This window comes from Metamycoplasma arthritidis (assembly GCF_900660715.1).
Taxonomy (GTDB): domain Bacteria; phylum Bacillota_I; class Bacilli_A; order Mycoplasmatales; family Metamycoplasmataceae; genus Metamycoplasma; species Metamycoplasma arthritidis.
Genome location: NZ_LR215047.1, coordinates 755423 through 777786, shown reverse-complemented (window position 1 = coordinate 777786; position 22364 = coordinate 755423). Strand labels below are relative to the sequence as shown.

General features: G+C 31.3%; 16 protein-coding genes. 7 read left to right on the top strand and 9 right to left on the bottom strand.

Going from position 1 to position 22364, the window contains the following annotated elements; all coding sequences use genetic code 4:
- Nucleotide 1: 1 nt before the first annotated feature.
- The 4 genes from ftsH to EXC42_RS06570 are packed head-to-tail and all read right to left on the bottom strand — an operon-like array spanning nt 2 to nt 5971.
- On the bottom strand, nt 2–2236 hold the full coding sequence (gene ftsH / locus EXC42_RS03080) for an ATP-dependent zinc metalloprotease FtsH (RefSeq protein ID WP_012498532.1): 2235 nt from the start codon (nt 2234–2236) through the stop codon (nt 2–4).
- Nucleotides 2237–2296: 60 nt separating this feature from the next.
- Nucleotides 2297–3220 carry a tRNA lysidine(34) synthetase TilS gene (gene tilS, locus EXC42_RS06575; protein WP_012498531.1) on the bottom strand — a complete coding sequence of 308 codons (924 nt, stop codon included), beginning with the start codon at nt 3218–3220 and terminating at the stop codon, nt 2297–2299.
- A 2-nt stretch (nt 3221–3222) separates the two neighbouring features.
- Nucleotides 3223–3768: an aminoacyl-tRNA hydrolase gene (gene pth, locus EXC42_RS03070; protein WP_012498530.1), complete on the bottom strand. Its 546-nt coding sequence runs from the start codon at nt 3766–3768 to the stop codon at nt 3223–3225.
- A gap of 4 nt (nt 3769–3772) precedes the next feature.
- The gene (locus EXC42_RS06570; RefSeq protein ID WP_012498529.1) at nt 3773–5971 is read right to left on the bottom strand and encodes an AAA family ATPase; all 2199 of its coding nucleotides are present in this window, start codon (nt 5969–5971) and stop codon (nt 3773–3775) included.
- 308 nt (nt 5972–6279) lie between these two features.
- Here EXC42_RS06570 and serS point away from each other — a divergent pair, with 308 nt between their 5' ends.
- The 7 genes from serS (at nt 6280) to EXC42_RS03030 (ending at nt 16492) form a co-directional block, all read left to right on the top strand.
- Nucleotides 6280–7554, top strand: a complete 1275-nt coding sequence (gene serS / locus EXC42_RS03060; protein WP_012498528.1) for a serine--tRNA ligase — start codon at nt 6280–6282, stop codon at nt 7552–7554.
- Nucleotides 7555–7687: 133 nt separating this feature from the next.
- The gene (gene asnS / locus EXC42_RS03055; protein WP_012498527.1) at nt 7688–9040 is read left to right on the top strand and encodes an asparagine--tRNA ligase; all 1353 of its coding nucleotides are present in this window, start codon (nt 7688–7690) and stop codon (nt 9038–9040) included.
- 11 nt (nt 9041–9051) lie between these two features.
- Nucleotides 9052–10062 (top strand): glycosyltransferase, encoded by a 1011-nt coding sequence (locus EXC42_RS03050; protein WP_012498526.1) that lies wholly within the window; start codon nt 9052–9054, stop codon nt 10060–10062.
- Nucleotides 10046–10702 carry an RDD family protein gene (locus tag EXC42_RS06565; protein WP_012498525.1) on the top strand — a complete coding sequence of 219 codons (657 nt, stop codon included), beginning with the start codon at nt 10046–10048 and terminating at the stop codon, nt 10700–10702. The genes EXC42_RS03050 and EXC42_RS06565 overlap by 17 nt, the downstream gene beginning before the upstream one ends.
- A 104-nt stretch (nt 10703–10806) precedes the next feature.
- On the top strand, nt 10807–12987 hold the full coding sequence (locus tag EXC42_RS06560) for an ATP-dependent helicase (RefSeq protein WP_129648988.1): 2181 nt from the start codon (nt 10807–10809) through the stop codon (nt 12985–12987).
- Nucleotides 12988–13074: 87 nt separating this feature from the next.
- A complete protein-coding gene (locus EXC42_RS06555; protein ID WP_129648985.1) occupies nt 13075–14568 on the top strand; it encodes an MHO_4530 family protein in 1494 nt (497 codons plus the stop codon).
- 19 nt (nt 14569–14587) lie between these two features.
- The gene (locus EXC42_RS03030) at nt 14588–16492 is read left to right on the top strand and encodes a M13 family metallopeptidase (RefSeq protein ID WP_012498522.1); all 1905 of its coding nucleotides are present in this window, start codon (nt 14588–14590) and stop codon (nt 16490–16492) included.
- A gap of 42 nt (nt 16493–16534) precedes the next feature.
- Here EXC42_RS03030 and EXC42_RS06550 read toward each other — a convergent pair whose 3' ends face one another.
- The 5 genes from EXC42_RS06550 to EXC42_RS06530 form a co-directional block, all read right to left on the bottom strand.
- Entirely contained in the window at nt 16535–18091 is a 1557-nt protein-coding gene (locus EXC42_RS06550) for a P80 family lipoprotein (protein WP_012498521.1), read from the bottom strand.
- A 113-nt stretch (nt 18092–18204) separates the two neighbouring features.
- Entirely contained in the window at nt 18205–18372 is a 168-nt protein-coding gene (locus EXC42_RS06545) for a hypothetical protein (RefSeq protein ID WP_012498520.1), read from the bottom strand.
- Nucleotides 18373–18377: 5 nt separating this feature from the next.
- On the bottom strand, nt 18378–19379 hold the full coding sequence (locus EXC42_RS06540) for a carbohydrate ABC transporter permease (protein ID WP_012498519.1): 1002 nt from the start codon (nt 19377–19379) through the stop codon (nt 18378–18380).
- Entirely contained in the window at nt 19321–20361 is a 1041-nt protein-coding gene (locus EXC42_RS06535; protein ID WP_012498518.1) for a carbohydrate ABC transporter permease, read from the bottom strand. The genes EXC42_RS06540 and EXC42_RS06535 overlap by 59 nt, the downstream gene beginning before the upstream one ends.
- The gene (locus EXC42_RS06530; protein WP_012498517.1) at nt 20361–22322 is read right to left on the bottom strand and encodes an ATP-binding cassette domain-containing protein; all 1962 of its coding nucleotides are present in this window, start codon (nt 22320–22322) and stop codon (nt 20361–20363) included. Before EXC42_RS06530 ends, EXC42_RS06535 begins: the two co-directional genes overlap by 1 nt.
- Nucleotides 22323–22364 lie beyond the last annotated feature (42 nt).

Here is a 22364-nt window from a genome sequence, read left to right as displayed (position 1 = left end):
ACTAATTATTTTTTTCATCTTTTGATTTTTCTTCGTTAACTGTAGATTTAGAAGAAGATTTATTAGCTTCAATTTTTTCTTCTAATTGTTTGATTTCTTTGTTTAAGTCATCAACGTATTTATCTTCTGAAATGATTTTTTTACCCGAAACTTCGTTAAACAAGTTATCAAAATCTTGGTCAGAATACTCTTCGTGTAAGTCTTCTTTAGTTTTGGTAATTGCTGGTGGAAGTTTCATATTTTTAGCAATATATTCAATTTCTTCAGCGACGATGGTCTCATTAATAATTAAAGCATCTTTAATTAATTCTAGTAATTCACGATTTTCAGAAATGATTTTGTGAGCATTAGCTTCAGCTGCCAAAATGATTTTACGAATTTCTTGATCAATTTCTTGGCCAACTTGAGCAGAGAATGAAGCGTTTTTCATGTAATCTCTACCTAAGAAAGGATTGTCAGTATCTTCTTCGTATTTAATCGGGCCAAGCTCTGAAAGTCCTCATTCAGTTACCATTTTTCTAGCGATTCTTGTTGCTTTAGCAATGTCATCACTAGCACCGGTTGAAACATTATCTTTACCATAAATAATTGCTTCGGCAACACGTCCACCCATGAATGAAGTAATAATGGCAATAAGTTCAGCTTTTGAACGATTGTATTTTTCTTCTTCAGGCATCATTAGGTTGTATCCACCGGCGTGTCCCCGAGGAATAATAGTAATTTTTTGAACTTTATTTCCGCCTTTAATCTTGATACCAACAACTGCATGGCCGGCTTCATGATAAGCTACAGCGGCATTTTCTTTTTCTGAAATTGTTCTAGATTTTTTAGCAGGACCAGCCATTACCCGGTCAATTGCTTCGTCTAGTTGTGGCAAAGTAATTACATTAGTGTTTTCACGTACCGATAGTAATGATGCCTCATTAATAACATTTTCTAGCTGTGCCCCTGAAAATCCAGGAGTTCTTCTAGCAATCATCATGAAACTTACATTGTTGGCAATTCTTTTACCTTTAGCATGTAATTTTAAGATCGCTTCTCTTTCTTTAATGTCAGGAAGACCAACAGTAATAGTTCTATCGAAACGACCAGGTCTTAGTAAAGCGGGATCAAGGACATCAGAACGGTTGGTTGCGGCCATGATTAGAATTCCGCTATTTTCTTTAATACCATCCATTTCAACTAGTAATTGGTTTAAGGTTTGTTCACGTTCGTCATTTCCACCGCCAATACCAGCACCCCTAGAACGCCCTACGGCATCAAGTTCGTCAATGAAAATGATTGCTGGTGCGGTTTTTCTCGCTTCTTCAAACATGTCACGCACACGTTTTGCGCCCAATCCTACGAACATTTCAACAAAATTAGAAGCGGAAATGAAGAAGAATGGGACATTTGCTTCACCAGCGGTGGCTTTAGCTATTAAAGTTTTTCCAGTCCCTGGAGGGCCTCCTAGTAAGATACCTTTAGGAATTCTTGCCCCAGCAGTTGAATACTTTTTAGGATTCTTTAAGTAGTCAACGAGTTCTTTAACTTCTTCTTTAACTTCTTCGTTGCCGGCAATGTCAGAGAATTTTTTATTTGAGTAAATTCTTTGAGCAACACTCTTATTATCAAGAAGCCCACCAGTTCCTCTTTGTGATCTAAATGACATGAACATAAAGATGAATGAAGCGGCAAATAGAAGTAAGAAAATGATATTAGTACCATATCTTAAAACTGTACTTCAAATAGATTCGGTTGGTGCTCCGGTTGATAGAAATTCTCCAGCCTTAGTTACACCATTCTCTGAATAACCAAGAATCATTGCTAACCCTCTACTAAAGCTAGGGGTTGCACCGCCTATTGAGCTAATTATCTCGTTATATAGAATGTTTTTCATGCTAGTTGTCGCATGAACTTCAAATGTTACTACTCTAATTCTAGTAGAAGTACTAGTCATTCCGTTTAAAGCCGCTCAGACATTTTCCGGAAGCTGCATCGTTGCTACAAGGCTATTGTTGTATGGATTATCAACAATAGATTTAAAGTAGATGTCGTCAGTTGCGCTTTTAGCAGCTTCTTGAATAGCTCGATTTAAGAATGAAAAATCGCGTTTTAGAACTGTTGTTTGCGAAACATAGTAATAAATAATATAAGCTATTACTAGTAGCACTAAAATTGAGGCAACAATACCAATAATTCCTCAAAAAGACAACTTTTTCTTTTTGGGAGTATTACTGTTATTTTGATCTTGCATCTATAACTCCTCCTATTAGGTTTTAATAAATAAAATTATAACTTTATAAGAAAAAAACGACTAAATTGCTAAAAAAAGTAGTTTATCCTTTTTCTTAACAATAAAGACATTATCCTTAATTTTATATTTGGAGTTAGAAGTGGTTGATTTAATAAATTTAACAATATTTAATAGATTGGCAGTCGATATTTTTACATTCGCAAAGTTTTCGTGAATTAATTTGTAAACTAGTTCTACTTCAATATGAGTCACACAGTTAGAGCGAATAAAATCGCAAGCGAAATTTTGTTTTTTTCAAAGTTCATATTGTGTATTAATAACATTTACTATCTTTTGATGATTTTGATTTTCTATCAGAATGTTTGAAAATAATTTCTCTTTATCATCGCGTGAAAACTTCTTAAGCTTTTGGCGAATAATATTGCGAGCATAAACGCCCTTATCATTGGTGCTATCAATAGCAAATTTGATTTTTAATCTAATGCACTCTTTTTGAATTTCATCTTTTCAAAAGGTGAAAATTAAAGGCCTAATTATTTGCATACCGTCAAAACTATTGACAGGTCTTATGCCAAAATATTCGGGTTTTCTTTTGGCTTCTTTTTGCATTATAGCAGTTTCTAAAAAATCATCTTTATGGTGAGCTAGAAGCAAATAGTCACATTGATATTTATCGTAAATTTGTTTAAAAAAGTGATATCTTTCTTTTCTTGCTCAATCCTGAAAATTGCCCTTAATATTAGTACCTTTTTTAATTGAATAAATTTCATAAGGAATACTATGGCTTTTGCAATATGAACGAACAATTGTCTCATCAATATTGCTGTCTTCTCTTTTGTTGTAATTAACGTGAGCAACAACAACGTTATGTTCCTTGAAAAGATTTAGCAAAAACATTGAATCAGGACCGCCACTAACAGCAATTAATTTTTTACTTTTTTTATCATTGAGAGCTTTATTGAGTAGTTCTTCTTTATCAATCACTGCTAAAAGCTCCCATTAAACTTGTTCATAACAAAACGAACATCGTTATAGATGCAAGAAACCAAGGCGTCAGCAACACCATCAAGGATTTTGTCAATAATTTGATAATCAGCAATTGAAAATTTTCCAAGTACAAAATTAATAGCATTATCGCCTCGGCCAATACCAACTTTAAGTCTTTTAATATTTTCGGTTTTAAGCTTTTCAATAATGTCTTTGATGCCATTATGGCCACCGGAAGAGCCTTTTTGCCTAATAACTGCTTTGCCAATTAATAAATCCATATCATCATAAACAACGATTAAATCTTCAACACTAATGTCATAGTATTGCATAAGTGCTTGGACAAAATCGCCGCTTTTATTCATGTAAGTAAGTGGTTTAGCTAGAATAAAGTCTTTATTGCGATAAAAAATGCCATTAAACTTTTTTTCATTTAAAGAAATATTTAATTTTTCGCAAATTTTGTCAACTGCCATGAAACCGATATTATGTCTAGTCTTTTCATATTCAGTTCCTGGATTACCCAGTCCTACAATTAATTTCATATTTTTACTCCGTTATTGCCTTTCACAATTCTTTAATACAGGTTTGTCGATGTGAGTCGTTATCATTTTTTACACCGAATTCAAGAGCTTCTTTTTCGCCGAAAACAATGCTTAGTCTTTTTGAGCGCGTAATGGCTGTGTAAATTAATTTCTTACTTAAAAGCCTTTTTGCTTCGCTAAAAAGAACCGTTAAAACCACTTTACATTCGCTACCTTGATATTTATGCACACTAGTGCAATAAGCTGGGATAGTTTTTTTAAGAAATTCACTCTTAGTATAGACAACGGTTTTTTCATCGTCTTCAAAATCAACTGCGACATGCGTGATGATATTAGAATTTTCTTTATCAAAAGTAAATTTAGAAACATAGCCAATTTCACCATTGAAAACTTTTTTAGAAGGATCATTTACAGTATTTAGTACTTTATCATCAAGGCAAATTTTTCTAGTTTTAGAAATTTGATTTTGTTCAGAATTTTCAAGTTTTTTTCAAAATTTAGCTAGTGAATCATTTAAATAATCAATCCCTGTTTGATAGTTATAAATTGGGCTAAGAATAGCAATGTCGCGCTTGCTATAACCTTGTTTTAACAATTCACTAATTTCTTCAGTAATTTTTTTAGCCAACTCTTCTTTTTTAGTTTCTCTAAATTGCGAATTCTTGCCTAAAAATGAAGGCGCTCTCCCTTCGTTTATATCAATAGCATCTTGAATAATTTCATAGTTTTCTGATTGACGATAAATTTTAGTTAATTCAATTGTTTTAAATATATTTGCTTCAATAAAATCATGAATCAAATAACCTGGTCCTATAGAAGGAAGTTGATTTTTATCGCCAACCAGAATTATTTTTGCAAGTGTCCGTGTTGAAATGCCCTTTAATAAATTAAAAAATAAATCAACGCTCACCATCGAAAATTCATCAATAATTAAACATTCAATTGACTCTGGTCAACTTTCATTAATCTTAAAAATATTTTTATCAGGATCTCATTGTAAAAAGCTATGAATAGTAACAGCTTTTTTTGAAGAGAGTTTATTGATATTAATCGTCGCCCTTCCAGTGGGAGTAACAATTGCCATACGATCTTCTGGATAATACTTCAGCAATTCTTCAATAATTCGATTAGTAATTAAAGTTTTACCAGTGCCAGGACTGCCAGTGATTAAGACCATTTTTTCATTAAGAGCGCTGTTGATTGCTTCGATTTGCAAACTATCATAATCAAATTGGTTATCTTCAAATTTAATATCTCTTAATGAGTTGCGACCATTCTGAACCCGGTGCATTCTTTCAACAATATACTCTTCCATTTCGCGCAGCTTAGAAGTAGTAATAGAACTCTTGTTGTCGAATAAAAGAACTTTGTTAGCAACGATTAATGGCTTCAAGTTGTTTTTAAATTCTTCAACGGTGACTCTTTCGATATTTTTAAAAAAGTAGCTATAGAAGGTTGAAATTTGAGTTTTAGTATTGCCACTATCAAAAAAGAAATTTTCCAATGCTTGATAAATAATCATAGCCTTATCAAATTCGTGTCCCTCAGGGTGAAAAAACTTATTTATTTTTGCTAAGTCTGAGATTTTTAGGCCTTGTTGATCAAAATAAAATTCATAAAAATTATCGCGATAAGTGTTAATAAAACTTTCTAATGTCAAAAACTTTTGATTAACTTTTTCATAAAAATCGGGTGACAAATTTAACTTTAAGAAGAAAATTTGGTCTTCAACGGCTTGTTTGTTTTCTCTAAGATAAGTTTGCATCTGCTCGAAAGCTTCTTTTTTCATACCAAATTCTAAAAAATTTAGCGAGCTATCATCAGTGAGAATTTTAATCGTGTCAAAGCCAAACTTATCGACAATCTTTTTAGCAGTAATAGGGCCTATGCCAGGAAAATGCGGACTTTGCAAAAACTTCACGATATAGTTTAATTTTCAATATTCGCTTTCATTAAGCGAAATTAGATTGTAGCTATTAGGATAACGGCTAGCCTCTTGGTATTCAAGAACTAAGTCGTAGTATTTGTCAACCTCAACATCTAATTTGTTGAAAACGACGCTAATAGTGCCAAAATGATTGGTTTTGATTGGCTCCTTAGGATGCTCTTGGTGAGCAATCGCAAATGAAAAAACTTTATATCCATTTGCTCGTTCATAAATGGCTTTTTTGAAAACGCCGGTTACTTTAACAAACTCTTCCATAATTAATGTAATTTTACCAAAATGCCTTCATTATAGGCAAATATTGCATTGCTAAGGCATGATTTTCTCAGTCTCCAAATTCTTTGATTTATTCTAATTAACTAAATTTTTAATTTAGTATCATTTATAAATAAGCAATTTTTTAGTAGTAAGAGCATTTGATAAACGCCAATTAAAAATATGACAACTACAACTTCATTGCAGCTAATATCTTTTTAATTAAATTGAACAAAAAATTTGATTAATTTAAAAAATGCTAAAATCTTATTACTTATATGTAATACCATTGGTAAGAAAAGGGACATGAGATGTTGGATCTAAAATTTATCTTAAATAATAAAAACGAAGTAATTAAAAAACTATCAACTCGTAACTATGATTTAGCTAACATTACCAAAATCAATAATCTTGGTGAAATGCGTAGTAAATTGATTTTTGAACTAGAAAAATTACAAGCAAAAAGAAATAAACTAAGTGATGAAATTGGTATTAAAAAAAGAAATAATGAAAATTGCGATTCGCTAATTGAAGAAGTTAACGCAATTAAGGCCCAAATTGAAAAAGTTGATCATGAAGCTGACGATATTATTAGCCAAGTAAATGACATTTTAACTAAAATTCCTAACCTGCCTTATGATGATGTTCCCGTTGGAAGTGACGAATTAGACAATAAAGTTATAAAAGAACACGCATCGCTAGGTAGAGGACTAGTTAAAGGCGTTGAAGCACATTATGATATTGCCACAAAACTAGACATTATTGATTTTACTAGAGCCGTTAAATTAGCACAAACTCGTTTTGTACTTTATAAAAATGCGGGCGCTAAGTTAATTCGTGCCCTTGCTAATTTTATGCTTGACACGCATATTAACAATGGTTACAAAGAAATTATGCCCGCTCACTTAGTTAATAGCAAAATGTTGTTTGGGACAGGACAACTACCTAAATTTAAAGATGATCTATTTAGAGTAAGTGATAGTGATCTTTGACTAATTCCTACCGCAGAAGTGCCATTGACCAACTATCACTACGATGAAATTTTGAATTTAAATGAACCAATAAAATATGTTGCTTATACTAAATGTTTTCGTTCTGAAGCAGGTAGTGGTGGTCGAGATACAAGAGGCATTATTAGACAACACGAGTTTCACAAAGTTGAACTAGTTAAAATAGTTCGGCAAGAAGATGCGATGGGTGAATGAGAAAAAATGGTCAATGATGCTAAAAACATTTTGACTTTATTAGAACTTCCTTACCGTGAAATTTTACTTTGCACTGGTGATATGGGCTTTAGTTCAGCTAAAACAATTGACCTTGAAATTTGAATACCTAGCGAACAACGCTATCGTGAAACTAGCTCAATTTCAATTTGCAAAGATTTTCAAGCTAGACGAGCAAAGATTAGATATAAAGATGCCGATGGCAAAACCAAATACGCATTTACTATGAATGGCTCTGGTGTAGCAATTGATCGAGTAATGGCAGCAATTTTAGAAAACTATCAAAACTCAGACGGTACAATTACTGTTCCTAAAGTATTAGTGCCATACATGAATGGCATTACTAAAATTGAAGCTAAATAATAGCATTTAAAAAGCCCTTTGAAAGTGGCTTTTTATTTATCAATTTTTTCCATTTAAATTTAAGGCATAGTGTTAAATAGTACTTTAGTATATAATTAAAATATCCTATTTACATAAGGAGAAAACAAGGACAATGACAGCAACAATTAAAACACTATATAGAAAACTAAAGCATCTAAAAAACTCGCAAGAATTTGAAGTAAATGGGTGAGTGGTTTCAAGCAGAGGCAACGATAAAATTAGGTTCGTCACACTTAACGATGGTAGCAGCGTTGAAAACTTACAACTTGTTTTAAAAGAAGATGAGATTAAAAAAGTTAACGTTGATCACCTTTCGTTAGGAGCAGCAGTTTATGCTAAAGGGGTGTTAATTTTGACTCCTGAAGCTAAACAGCCATTTGAATTGGTAGTTAGTGAACTTGAAATCATTGGCAAAGTTGACAACAATTTTCCAATCCAAAAAAAAGAAACATCACTAGATTTTTTAAGAGAGATTCCCCATTTAAGACATCGAACCAATTTGTTTAGAGCAATTATGATTATAAGAGCTACTCTTGCTTATGAAATTCACCAATTTTTCAACAAAAATGACTTCATTAACATTAGTGTGCCAATTATTACCTCAAACGATGGCGAAGGTGCTGGTGAAACTTTGTTGGTTGACGATGAATCTAAAGACTATTTTTTCAAACAAAAAGCTTTTCTAGGTGTAACAGGGCAGCTACATGCCGAAGCATATGCTGCTGGTTTTAAAAATGTTTATACCTTCGCACCAACATTCCGTGCCGAAAATTCGCACACTTCAAGACATCTAGCTGAATTTTGAATGATTGAGCCCGAAATGGCTTTTGCTACTTTAAAAGATGATATTAAAATAGCTGATTCAATGCTAAAAACAGTTATTAAAAATACCATTGAAAAATGTCCTGATGAAATGAAACTTTTAGACTTTTTAAAAGACAATACTTTGCTTCCTACTCTAAATGAATTCATTCATAAAAAAATTACCGTCCTTGATTACAAAGTTGCTGTTAAAAAATTACTAGAACACAAATATCGTTTCGAAGAAAAAAATATCTACTTTGGCATGGACTTGGCTAGTGAACATGAAAAATTTATCTCTGAGTCAATTGTTAAGGGCCCAGTGGCAATCATTAACTATCCAAAAGACATTAAAGCATTTTATATGTATCAAAATGCTGACAATAAGACTGTGGCTTGCTTCGATCTTTTAGTACCTGGCATTGGTGAGCTAATTGGTGGTAGCCAAAGAGAAAGTCGTTATGAAAAATTAGTAACAAGAATGGCTGAGTTAAACATTCCGCAAGAACCTTTACAATGATATTTGGATCTAAGAAAATATGGATATGCTCCAAGTAGTGGTTTTGGGCTAGGCTTTGAGAGATTAGTGATGTATGTCACTGGCATTAGCAATATACGTGATGTTATCCCCTTCCCTAGAGTTGCAGGAACTATCAAAATGTAGTAAGGACAATCATGAATCAATTAACAATTATAATTCCGGTATATCATCCTAGCAAACCGCTTGAAGCAATCCTGCACAACATACTGAAACAAAAAGATCAAACCTTCAATGTTATTTTGGCCGTTGATAAGCCTACCGATCATGATTATGAGGCCATCAAAGCTGCTAAGAAAATCTTAAACGGACGATTAAAAATCATTATTAATACCAATCATCAAAATATAAATAATGTTATTAAACAATCACTTTCATATGTGGAAACTAAATATGTTTACATTTTCTATTCATACACCCATTTAAAAAGCGAGTTTACTCTACACATTAACAATTTTTTGAAAACTAATAGCCCTGATTTTATTGAAATTCTTGCCTATTGCCGCGGGCTAGTAGCTCATGATTACACTAACTTAGGATTGCAAGAAAATGTCGTTATTAACTTAAATGATGATAAAAGTCCAATTGCTTATATGACGCCGGTTTCTTTTAATTTTATTGTTAACAGTAACATTGCTAAAGAAGCTTACAAAAATATTCAAGCTAGAAATATCAATATGCAATATTCTTCAGAATATAAGTATAAATCTATAATTTTGGCTAAATCTTTTGCTTACATTACCTCAACTTGAGTTGAAGATTATAATAATCAACTAATTCTTTTTAATCCTAAAAACACTGGGCGTGAATGAAATGCCATTTTTGCGTTTGCTAAGGATAAAGATTTTGGCTTTGATGAGCTGATTTTTGCAAGAAAAATTCATTTGGGATATTACGTAGCAATGTCAATCAATGATCTCAAATTTAAAAAAACATCAGCTGAATATAAATCAATTTCATTGATGAAAAACTTTTTAATTAAAGAAATTGAAGACTTTGATGTTCAAAATTATGTTTCAATGCAAACTAATAAATATTGTGCAAAATGAAACTTACCTTCTTTTAGTAAAAAAGAAGTAACTAAACCATTAAAATGAGAAGACCTAATTAATACATTTAGTTCATGACAAAATGACAAAAATAAATAAAAAAGCTAATTTTTGAATAAGACTACTAGCAACGTTGATAGACGTTATTTTCTTTTTAGCTTTTGCCATTGGCCTTTCCTTTGGAACATTTAATTATCAAAAAGGAACTTACTATCATCTTGCTCTCTATTATTTTTGACTAATATGTTTAATTGCTTATTTAATTTTGTTTTTTATTGTCATCCCCATTGTGTGAAAAGGCAAAACTTTGGGTATGGCAATTTGTAAAATTAAAGTTATTAAACAAAACGAAAAGGATAAATTTTCAAAGGTTATCTTCGATCGTCAAAGGTTGTTTAGTTTTCTTTGAGTCTTTGTCTTTCTAAGCTTCATATGCTTCGTTTCACCAGAAACATTTCTGCAAGCTGCGAATATTAAACAATTAGCCAAATTAAACAAAGTGCAAAAAGCATTTTTGGCAATTCCTACCGCTTTAAGCGCACTTGCCGCTTTTAGTGAAATTTTCTTAATTATTACTAACGCTCGCGAAAGTAGAGTCGGTTTGAATGACAAACTTTCTTCATCTTTTACTGTTTGAAAGAATAAGTATGAAGAGGTCAAAGAAAAGACAATAAAAGATGCGACAAAAATACAACCAAAAATCAGAAAATTGCCCAAGATTACAATTGACAAGCAATAAAAAACATTGCTTCGTTGCATTAGTCTGCCATTAATAATAATTAACTATATAATTTAAAGTAGGTTTTATTTTACCTAATTTTAGAGTTAAAGGACTTATATATAATGAAAAAGAACGATTTTGATTCCCTCAATGAACAACAAAAAAGCGCCGTTATTTTCACTGACGGCGCCCTAAGAATTATTGCCGGGGCTGGTAGTGGAAAAACCCGAGTACTAACTTATAAAATTGCTTATTTAATTGAAAATAGAAATGTTAGTCCTGGGGATATTTTAGCGCTAACTTTTTCTAATAAAGCGGCTAATGAAATGCGTGATCGTGCATACGGTGCATTAGAAAAAACCAACGAATATCCAACCGTAAGCACATTTCACTCATTATGTGCTCGAATTTTAAGAAGCGAAATTCACAATTTTGATTATCCTAATGATTTTCAAATTCTTGACGAAAGTGATCAAAAGCAAGTTCTAAAAATCGTTTATACTGAACTTGGCATTAGTCAAGCACAGTATACCTTTGGCTCAATTATTAGTTTCATTCAAAATCAAAAAAATAATTTAGTTGCTCCTGAAGATCTATTAGCCGATGAAGATAGTGCCAAAGATCCTCGTACCTTAATTTACAAAAGCTATCAAGAAAGACTTAACAATGCTCATTCATTAGACTTTGACGATCTCTTGGTGTTTGTCTATCGTTTGTTTTATGATCCAAAATTTGAAGCAATTTCACATAAATGATCAAAACGTTTCAAATATTTATTGATCGACGAATTTCAAGATACTAGCGAACTACAATACAAAATCGTTAAAATCTTAGCTGGTAGTGGCAATATTACTGTAGTTGGCGACCCCGATCAAACAATTTATTCATGAAGAAATGCCGATATTAACATCATCATGAATTTTGACAAGGATTTCCCCGAAGCAGTTACTATTAAACTTGAACAAAACTATCGCTCAACTAAAAAAATCTTAAATGCAGCCAATAATTTAATTTCTTACAATAAATTTAGATTAGATAAAAAGTTATTCACCGACAATGAAGAAGGTGAAGATATTGATTTTTATTGTGGATTTAGCGAAGAAGCCGAAGCTAGAAAAATAGCAAGCAAAATTTCAGAGTTAAAACGTAAACGTGTACAGCTTAAAAATATTGCAATTCTATTTAGAATAAGTAGTTATTCGAGAGCAATTGAAGAAGCACTAATTAATGAAAACACCATTTACAAGCTTTTTGGTTCAACTAAATTCTATCAACGCGAAGAAGTTAAAGATGCTCTTGCTTATTTAAGAGTAATTCATGACGGTTCAGAAATTTCTTTACTAAGAGTTATTAATAAACCCGCTCGTAGAATTGGTACTAGCACGATCGATAAACTTCTAAAGTTTTCAAAAGAAAATAATTTGGACCTATTCAAATGTCTTGATACTAAATTTAATGAAATTCAAAAAAATCTTCATATTCAAATGGAAACTTTAAAAAATTTAGCTTCGTTAATTAATGAAATTAGATGAGCTAGACGAGTAATCCAAGGCAATCAAATTTACTTGACTTTAAAAGAATTCATGATCAATAATATAAAGTATTTTGAAGAATACAAAAGCTCAGAAGAAGAATATGAAAATCGCATGGAAAACTTTCTAAACTTAATTGAAGCAATTCATGTTTGAGAAACAAAACACCCACATGGCACCATTGATGAATATCTTCAAGAAATTACTCTAATTACTGATCGCGATGTTGAAGACGATGCCGCTAGTTATGTTTCTTTAATGACTATCCACAACGCAAAGGGATTGGAGTTTGATTATGTCTTTGTCGTGGGGCTTAGTGAAGATATTTTCCCATTAAGAAGAGCAATTACAATTTCACCAAAATTTGATTTTACTTATCTACCGTTCGAAAAAGAAGAAGAGTTGCAAAAACAACCCGAAAACATTGAAGGACTAGAAGAGGAAAGAAGATTAGCTTATGTGGCGATGACTCGAGCTAGAACCAAACTTTTTCTTTCTTATGCTGTAAATCGTAGAGGCCTAAACAAACCTAGTCGCTTTTTAAAAGAAGCCGGTATTAAAAAAACTAGTTCTATCCAAACTGCAAGTAGTTTTAGTCAAGCCATGGACATTGATGAAAATGTTAATTTAATTGTAGGCGACGAAATTAGTCACAGCACTTATGGTCATGGCAAAATCTTAAACATAATTGGCAAAATTATTGAAGTGCAATTTGACGATAAGAAAATTAGAAAGTTAGACAAAACTCATATTGCCATTAAAAAACTTTAAAGGAAAAGCGAAAATATGCAACCTAGGATAATTTTTATTCCCTTAATCATTATTTTCATTAGCCTAATTATTTTGGTTATTTTTGTTATGGCTAGAAAAAAACATGAAAGTTTGCCAACTTATAAAAACACTATTATTTTAAATATTGATTTAGAAAAAAAGCGGCTAAAAATAACAGGCAATATCAAATATAAAAATGTCTTATTGCCACATTTTTTAAAAGCTACCGGGATTTCAATTTTTAAGTGAATTACTATAGCAGATTTCATTAAGATTTTTAATAAAAATGATCAAGTTATTTTGAGTGATGTTTTTAACAACCAACAAAAAAATTCTAAACTTAATATGATCGTTGAAAACGAAAAAGAAAGCTATTATCTAACATTGCTAATAGAAGAAATTGAAAATAAAAACTTTCTTGGGACATTAAAATGAAGTCTTCAAAATCCTAATCTCGCTAAAATTAAGACTTCTGAACTTGATGAGCAATACATTGCTATTCTAAAAAAGAGCCCAAATGATTTGCTATATTTAAAAATGAATCCGCACTACATTGGCAGCATTAATTCACTCACTAATAAATTGGCAGCTTTTTTAGCAACCAAAAACGCATCTGATGTTCTTAGCCTCAATTTGTTATCCAACACTAGCGCGGTTTTTCTTGAAGTTCCAGCTTCCCTAAACAAGATTCAACAAGAGCTAATATTTAAAAAAATTAATGACAATAATGACGCATTACTTAGATTTGTTGAAAAAGTAGTTTATATTCCTAAAAACCTAATAGCCAATATTAAAAATCATAATAAATTTGAATGTTTAATTAGTTATCTAAATCAATACAATTTCAATACTCAAGAGCAAAGACACTTTGTTCAAAATGAAATATTAAAGCAAGAAGAATACACTAAATTTGAGAATAAATATCAACTAGGTCTTAAAGCAATTAAAAGAGATTTACATTTTGAAGAAATTGATATTTTTAATAGTAAAAATGAACTTGTTGATCTTAAATTAATTAGTCCAGTTATGATAACAAGAAAAAGAACTAAGAACTTTATTAGTAATTTTGCTAACACCAATCTAATTAACAAACTAGAAATGGCTTTGTTAAACAAATTTCTTCTAGCTTCGGTTGAAGAAAAAAATTACGAAAGAATCATGTGTATTAGTGAGCCCAACTTCGTATCATTAAATGACAACTTAATTAAAAAAATTAGCACTCAATTCCCTAATGTTATTCAAGCTATAACGATTAATAGCATTGATAGCTCTACTTATTTGATTAAGAGGTTCAATACTTTAGCTAGCCGTGGCGTAAAAATGGCATTAAAAGTCAGCGAGTTCAGTAATCAAATTCGTGAAATTATCAATGAAAGCGAATTTAAATATTTGATTATTTCAAAACAGATGATTACAAAATTAACTAATTCACGGAACTGATTGGAACTTAACTTGTTAATTAAAGCATGTGAACAGCATGATAAAAAAATTCCAATTATTTATGAAATAACAAACCAAAACGATAACGTACAACTCATGCAAATTAAATATTCCGATACAATGTATATTAAAGTAGAATAGAGGAGAAAAAACAAATACTATGAATAAAGAATTAATCAAAAAAGACTTCTATGAAGCAGTTAATGGCAGTTGACTAAGTACTCATAAAATTCCTAATGATCGTGTGGGATGAGGATCATTTTATGAAATTGATGAAAAACTAACAAAACTAAAATCCAAGCTAATTAATGATTGAAAAGAAAATCCAAACTTAATTAAGGATCAACCAATCTTAGTGGAAATGGTTTCATATTACAAACTTTTAAGCGATTGAGAATCTCGTAAGAAAAATGGCATGAAACCATTAAAACCACTACTTAAGAAAATCTCATCATTAAAAAAATGAGAAGATCTCGAAAAAAACTATCGTGAATTTACTTACCTAGGACTAATGATGCCACTTGGTTTTTCTGTTTCACCAGATTTCAAAGATAGCGAAAAACAAATAGTTTGATTAGAAGACGCTCAAATCATTTTGCCAGAAAAAGGTTATTACGATGATAAAGAAAAATCAGAAGCATTGTTAAACACTTATGCTACTATGGTAGAAAAATTACTAAGAAAATTGCGTATCAACAAGGATAAAATTAAAAAATTAATTGATGAAACTTTTGAATTTGATCGCCTTTGTGTAGAGTTTGCCTTGAGTGCTGAAGAAGGCGCTGAATTTACCAAACTATACAATATGATTACTACCGAAGAAGCTCAAAAATCAATTAATGTTCTAAATATTAACAAGATTCTACAAGCATTAGTCGGCCAAGAAGTTTTTGATTTTAGTGCCGTTTCTCCTAAATTCGTAAGCGGGTTAAATAAACTTTACAATGAAAATACTTTTAATTTATATCGCTCAGCCCTATTTGTTAATGCTGTAGTAAAATTTGCGCCATTCTTGGATGATGATGCTCGGAAAATTTCTTCTATATACCGTATGGCGATTTCAGGGATTACTAAATTCAAAGATAAGAAAAAAGTAGCAATTGACACTGCTATTGAAACATTTTCAATTCCATTTGGGCTTTATTATGGTGAAATATACTTTGGCAAGGAAGCTAAAGAGGATGTTGAGCACATGATCAAAAGCATGATTGCAATTTATAAAAAGAGACTAGAAAATAATAGTTGACTAAGCAAAGAAACTAAAGAAAAGGCAATTGTTAAACTAAATAAAATGGAACTTCATGTGGGTTATCCAGAAAAAATTCAAACATATTATCGTGATATGCGCGTTAAAGAATATGAAGGTTATAACGACTTACTACTAAATACTTTTGATTTTATTTCGCTTGCTAAAGAATATGACTTCAAAAAATATTTAAAACCAGTTGATCGAAAACTATGAAGCATGTCGCCGGCAGTAGTTAATGCTTACTTTAGTCCTAACAACAACCATATTGTTTTTCCAGCTGCTATTCTTAATAAACCATTCTACGGAAGCAAAAATTCGAGTGTAAACTACGGAGGGATTGGTACTGTTATCGCTCATGAAATTTCACACGCCTTTGACAATAACGGTGCCAATTTCGACGAAAACGGGAATATGATCAATTGATGAACCGAAGAAGATAAAAAGAATTTTGAAAATAAAGCAAAAGATATGATTGCGCTATTTAATGGCAAAACCATTGAAGCAGGAAAATGTAACGGTAAGTTAACTGTCTCGGAAAATATTGCTGATGCCGGCGGAGTTTCTTGTGCTTATGAAGCCGCTTCTTTAGAAAAGGATTTTGATCCTAAAAAATTCTATGAAAACTTCGCTACAATTTGGAGAACAAAATATCGTCCCCAATTTGCCCAAATGCTTCTTAACATTGATGTACACGCCCCAGTTAAACTAAGAGCTAATATTCAAATCCAAAACTCAGATGGCTTTTACAAAGCTTATGATATTAGTCCAGAAGATCCAATGTATTTAGCTCCTGAAAAAAGAGTAAAAATATGATAAGAAAACTCAGAGCACTAAAAATGCTCTAGTTTTTTTTTTTTTTTAAAAGTTAAGCTCTTTTAATTTATCTATGAACCATTGAAAATCATAAGTTTTACTTTGATCGTAAGAGTAGACAATATTTTTAATAATACTTTCAATTGAATGGCGAAATAGATCACTTTTACTATCAAAAGGTTCTTCAAAATTTACTAGTGATTTATCATAGTTAGCTTGTGCTATTAATCTAGACAAGTTCGTATTTGCTACATTTAAATCTTTTTTTGAAGAATTTAAAAAATTATTCGACGGAAAGACATAGTTCGTTTGCTTAGCAAAATACTCGGCCCCCGTTAGCTTTGTATCTTTAAAATTGGTATTATAAAACCATTCAACAAATTTTAGTGTTTGTTTGTTTTCAGTGTCGCTATGTTTAATGCCCATTAAATAAAGCCCTTGTGTTAAAAAAGACGAATTACTTTGTTTGCTGTTATTTTTTAAAGGGCTATTTGTGTAAATGAAATTGTTTGCTAGAGAAGTTTTATTATTTTCATTGTTAAGCATCTCATAGATTCGTGTAGAAGCAATTGAAAACAAAGTTTGCTCGCTAAAATTAATAGAAGCAGGATTCTTAGGACGAACAAACACTAATTTTTCATGAATTGCTTTCATGCGATAATCATAATATTTTTTAAGACTTTGGTATTCGGCCGAGGATTTAGTAAAAACTTGTTGATAATTCAAATTGCTGCTATTTTTGTAATATTTTAAAAAGTAATTGTCAAAATTTGCATTCGCATCATTAAAAAGTTGTGAATAAAACATGTTCGCAATATTGTGATTATAAAAAATTTTCTTAGGGTTAGGCGAAGATAAATTATTGGTAATTTTACTAATCAAACTTGAAAGTTCAAAAAGACTTTCATATGTTTTAAAATAATCATTGTTTAAAACGATATTATTATCAAAATCATAATTAAGATTGTTTAGATTTCAACTTTGGGCAATTTTTTGTTTTTGTTGATTCGGCAAGTTTTGGAAAAAATCTAACGAATCACGAAAATAATTGGGTTCTTTTGCAATTGTAATCTTATTAGTCTTGACCAAAAGTTGGTTCAATAGATAACCAAGCAAACTTTTATTAATAATTAGCGTTTCGCCACTAATAGCAAGTGGAAGTATAAAATTACTACCACTGCTATCAAAAGGGGATTTTCTAAGAAAATTTTTATATATACTTTGATTTGAAATTAACGAACTAAAGTCTAGATTCCTATTATATTCATTAATTAAATTAACTAGGCTAGGATAGTATAAGGCCAAGTGAGGTGTTTTATAATCTTTTCCATATAATTGCAATGAAAGACTGTAGTAGAATCTGTCTCTTGTCGTTCCTGAATTTAAACTTACTGGAAGCATATTTTCAGTTTTTTTAACAATGGTTTCATTGTAATAATGGACAATTTTTTCTAATGTTTTATAACGAGGATCATTATTAGTGAAAGGCAATGAAATTCTAATTGTGTTTTTAGAATTACATGAAATCAAAACAAAACTACTAGTACCAATGAGTAGCGTTGAAGACATTACAAGTTTAAGAATTTTATTGTTCTTTTTCATTAGATTTATTATAAATTTTATACACATTTAAAAAACTCTAGTAACTTATTCGATGAATAAATTTCTAGAGTCTATTTTAGTTTATTATTATTTAAATTTATATCAATATTTTGCTAGAAGTCACTTCACATGCCAAATATGCCCCAAATAGCAAAACCGGTGATTATAAGGCCGACAATAACTACTAATAAAATTCCAGCAATTGAAAGGCCTTTTTTAAGAGCTCTTTTTCATTGTGATCTCTTTAATGAATTGAAATTAATGTTGTCATTATTATTCATAAATTTTATCCTTTAGCAGCTCTACCTTGTCTAGAGATTGCGTTCATAATTCTGCTACGTAGTAAGAAGTAAACTACTAACATTGGGGCAATTGCAAGCACAGTTGCTGCCATACGTAAGCTTAGAAGCACTCTTGTAGTTTCATCTCCTGGTACTTGGTAACGCCCAGTTGTTGTTAATCAAACGTTCATAACAACTCCTTTACCACCATCTCCTTTTTCACCAGCGATAGCAAGTGCTCATGTATATGAGTTTCATGAAGCAAGAGCAGTTAGAATAGCGACAGTTCAAGTGGTTGCTTTTACCATTGGAACAGCAACTCTAACAAAGAATTTAAAACCTGATGCGCCATCAATCATTGCCGATTCACGTACCGAGTCAGGAATGGCTTCGAAGGCATTACGATACATAAATCCAGAGAACACCGAGGCCACAAATGGCATCATTAGTCCAATAATAAGTGAAGGGTATTGATTTCAGTGAATTGACGATACAACTTTATATTGACCTGATAATAAGGCAATTTCTGGAAGTACTAGTAATGAAAGAAATAACAATCATGATGCTCTTTTGAATCTTCATTTTCTAATTGAAAATGCATATCCAAAAGTAATTGAGAAAAATATTCTTGCTACAACTGATATAGCAGTAATAAAGGCCGTGAATATTAATGATTCAAAATATCCACTTGTAAAGGCATCTCGGAAGTTTTCTCAGTGAAATGCCCGGCCGTTTCCATTTGGGTGTTTAAGTGGGAATCAAAGTACAGCATCACTGGTGCTTGGACTTGTTTGTCAAGTTTTATCCACTAACGATTGGCTAAGCATAAAATAGAAGGGAAAAATTACGATCAAGCCAAATAATACTAGAACAAAGATTTTAAATGATCAAGTTAAAATGACACTACCAATATGAGCATTATCAATTGGTTGCCCCATTTGCTCTTGTCTAGATTTTAAAGATCGGTTTTGTCACGAATTTCTTAGTTTCAATTTTCTTAATGACATTGCGTTCTCCTATCTTAATTCCTAGTTTGAAAACTGCTGTAGTTGTTTTTCTTAAGATTAATGAAGTTAGAATTCCAAAAATAAAGAAGATAATTGATGCTGCTGAAGCTAGACTATAGTTTCCCTTCTTAGTTAAAGCATCATAAATATACAACATTAGCGATGATCCGCCATTATTAATAGCAGTTGTTGAATCGTTATTAAACAACGCTAGTGGCATAACCTTAATTCCATTAATAATTCCAATGGTAATTAAGAAAGAAATAGTTTTATTAATTGATGGTAAAGTAATCGTAAAGAATTGCTTAGTTTTGTTTGCACCATCAATCGAAGCTGCTTTATATAATTGTTTATCAACCGAAAGCATTGCGGTTGTTAGAATTAGAATTTGAAAAGCCAGGTTTCCTCACACTCCTCTAATTAAAATAACAATAAAAGCAAGTCAAGATCCTCTATTTGGATCGGTTAGAAACGGAATTGGACTACGTCTGGCACTCTTTAGAAGAGAGTTAATAATTCCTTGTTCGGTAATATCAGATTTGAAAATCTGATAAAAAGTGATCGACACAGCAATAGCACTAGTCACATATGGCAAGAAAAACACTGTTTGTCAAAATCCTCTTGCTCATTTTTTTACCACTTGCGTAATTGCAACTGAGATCAAAATAGAAATAATTAAACTAAGTGGCAATGCTGTTAATGCATATACAAATGAGTTTCTAAGTCCGCTAGTAAAGCCATAATCCTTAAACACATTTGAAAAGTTTTTAAATGGTGTTAATATTTCATCCGCTTTTAGTCTTTTAACAGTAAAAGCGTAAACTAATAGCAAGATAAATGGAATTATTGTGAAAAGCGAAATTGTTAGAAACGAAGGTAAAATTAATAGAAATGGCTTTCAAAATGGTGTTTTTTGGTTTAGAACACTTAGATTATCGCCAATTTTTTTAACACGATATTTTTTCCAAAAATATGTTTTCATTATTCAACACGCTCAGTAGTATCAATATCAAAGAAATGCAGTAAATCTAGATTTTTTAGACTAAGTTTAACTGTTTCTCCAATATCGTAGTGATATTTTTTAGTTAAAAACACATTAGAAATCATGTTAATGCTTTTTAGATAAATTTGCGATTGAATTTCTTTACCAAGATATTCAACAACTTTAACTTCACCAGTGAATGTGCCGTTTTCATCTTCGACTAAAGATTCTCCTCTAAAACCAACACGAATTTCTGATTTTGTATAACCTTCAGGAACTTTAGCAAGTTTTTTACCTGCTACTACAACATAGCCATTTTCAACATCGGCTGTAAAAATTGTCATTTCAGGCATTCCTAAGAATTTAGCTACAAACTCATTTTTAGGTTTTAGATATAGATCCATTGGACTGCCGATTTGTTGTACTCTCGCAGTTGACATGCAAATGATTTTGTCGCTAATTGACATAGCTTCTTCTTGATCGTGAGTAACAAACACTGTAGTGATGCCTAATTCTTGTTGAATTGAACGTATTCATTTTCTAGTTGAGATACGAAGTTTAGCATCCAAGTTTGAAAGTGGTTCGTCTAGTAACAAGATTTTAGGTTTTTTAACAATGGCACGAGCGATTGCTACCCGTTGTTGTTGCCCCCCTGAAAGTTGGGTTGGTTTTTTTGCTAAGTTTTTAGTAATTTCAACTCTTTGGGCAACTTCTAAAACATCTCTTACCATGGCTTGTTGCAAGGTAAGCACATCTTTTGAGTACATTTCGATTTTTTGTTGTACTTCATGAGATTGTAAAATAATTAATTTATTAATTTTGTTATTGAATGAACCTGATGTTAAACCAACTTTTTCAAAAATTGGTCCAAACGCTTCACTAACTGCCATTGAGTAGTTATTTTCTGCGTCTTTTTTAACTATTTTTAGTCGGCGGTTGACTTCTTTAATTTTGTGGTTAAGCTCGCTAGTTTTTTGTTCACGAAGTTTTGTTTTATACATTTCTTTAGCATTTTTTATGTCTTCGTTATTACGAGCTTTTGCTTGTTTATAAGCTTCTTCGTATTCTGCTTTTAAAGAATTAATTTTTTCTTTTGAAGTTTCTTTAATGCTTTTAATATTATCAGCAACTCGTTCTTTTAACATCGCGATTTCTTCAAGTTGTCTAGATCCTTTACGGCCTTGAACTTTTTCGGTTTCAATTTCTTTTTTAAGGGCAGAAATTTTTACATCACGATCAATTTGCGAGTCGCGAATTTTTTCTTTTGAAGTTACTTGAATTTCTTTAATTTCATTTAAAACCTTCTTAGTCATGTTGCTAAGTTCAGCAAGATTTTTATTGATTAAGAAATTGTAACGGTTGCTTTCATTTTCAGAAATATTAGTTAACTCTGATTTTAGTTCGGTTAAGTATTTTTTAGTTTCTTTGGGATTGTCAATAGTATAGAAACATTTCTTTTTAAGATCTTCAATTGTTTCTTTATTAACATCGTATTGTTCTAATAGGATTGTAAAAATGCTATTTTGAGCAATTTTTGATTTTTCTAAGGTTTCATCTTTTCAATGTTCGTCGTTAGCTAAAGGAAAGGCAATGTTTTCATACACTGACATATGAGGATACAGTGCGTAGTTTTGGAAAACAAGCCCTAGTTCTCTTTCTTGTGGTGAATATTTAGTAACATCAATACCAGAGAAAAATAGTTTGCCACTTGTTGGTCTTAGTAGTCCTGAGATAGCATTAAGGGTGGTGGTTTTACCAGACCCTGAAGGACCTAACAAAGTTACAAGTTCGCCTTTTTGAATCGAAAATGAAGCATTATCAACAGCAACAGCATCCCCAAAGTCAATAACTAAGTTTTTAATTTCAATCGCTGGAATTGTTTTTTTTGCTTCAAAACGCTGCTTTGAAAAATTATGAATATCTTCGTGGCTAACGTCCAATTTTGGCATTTCTTTTTTCATTTTGCTTCTTTCAATAAATTTAGTTGATTGTTTTACTTTTTA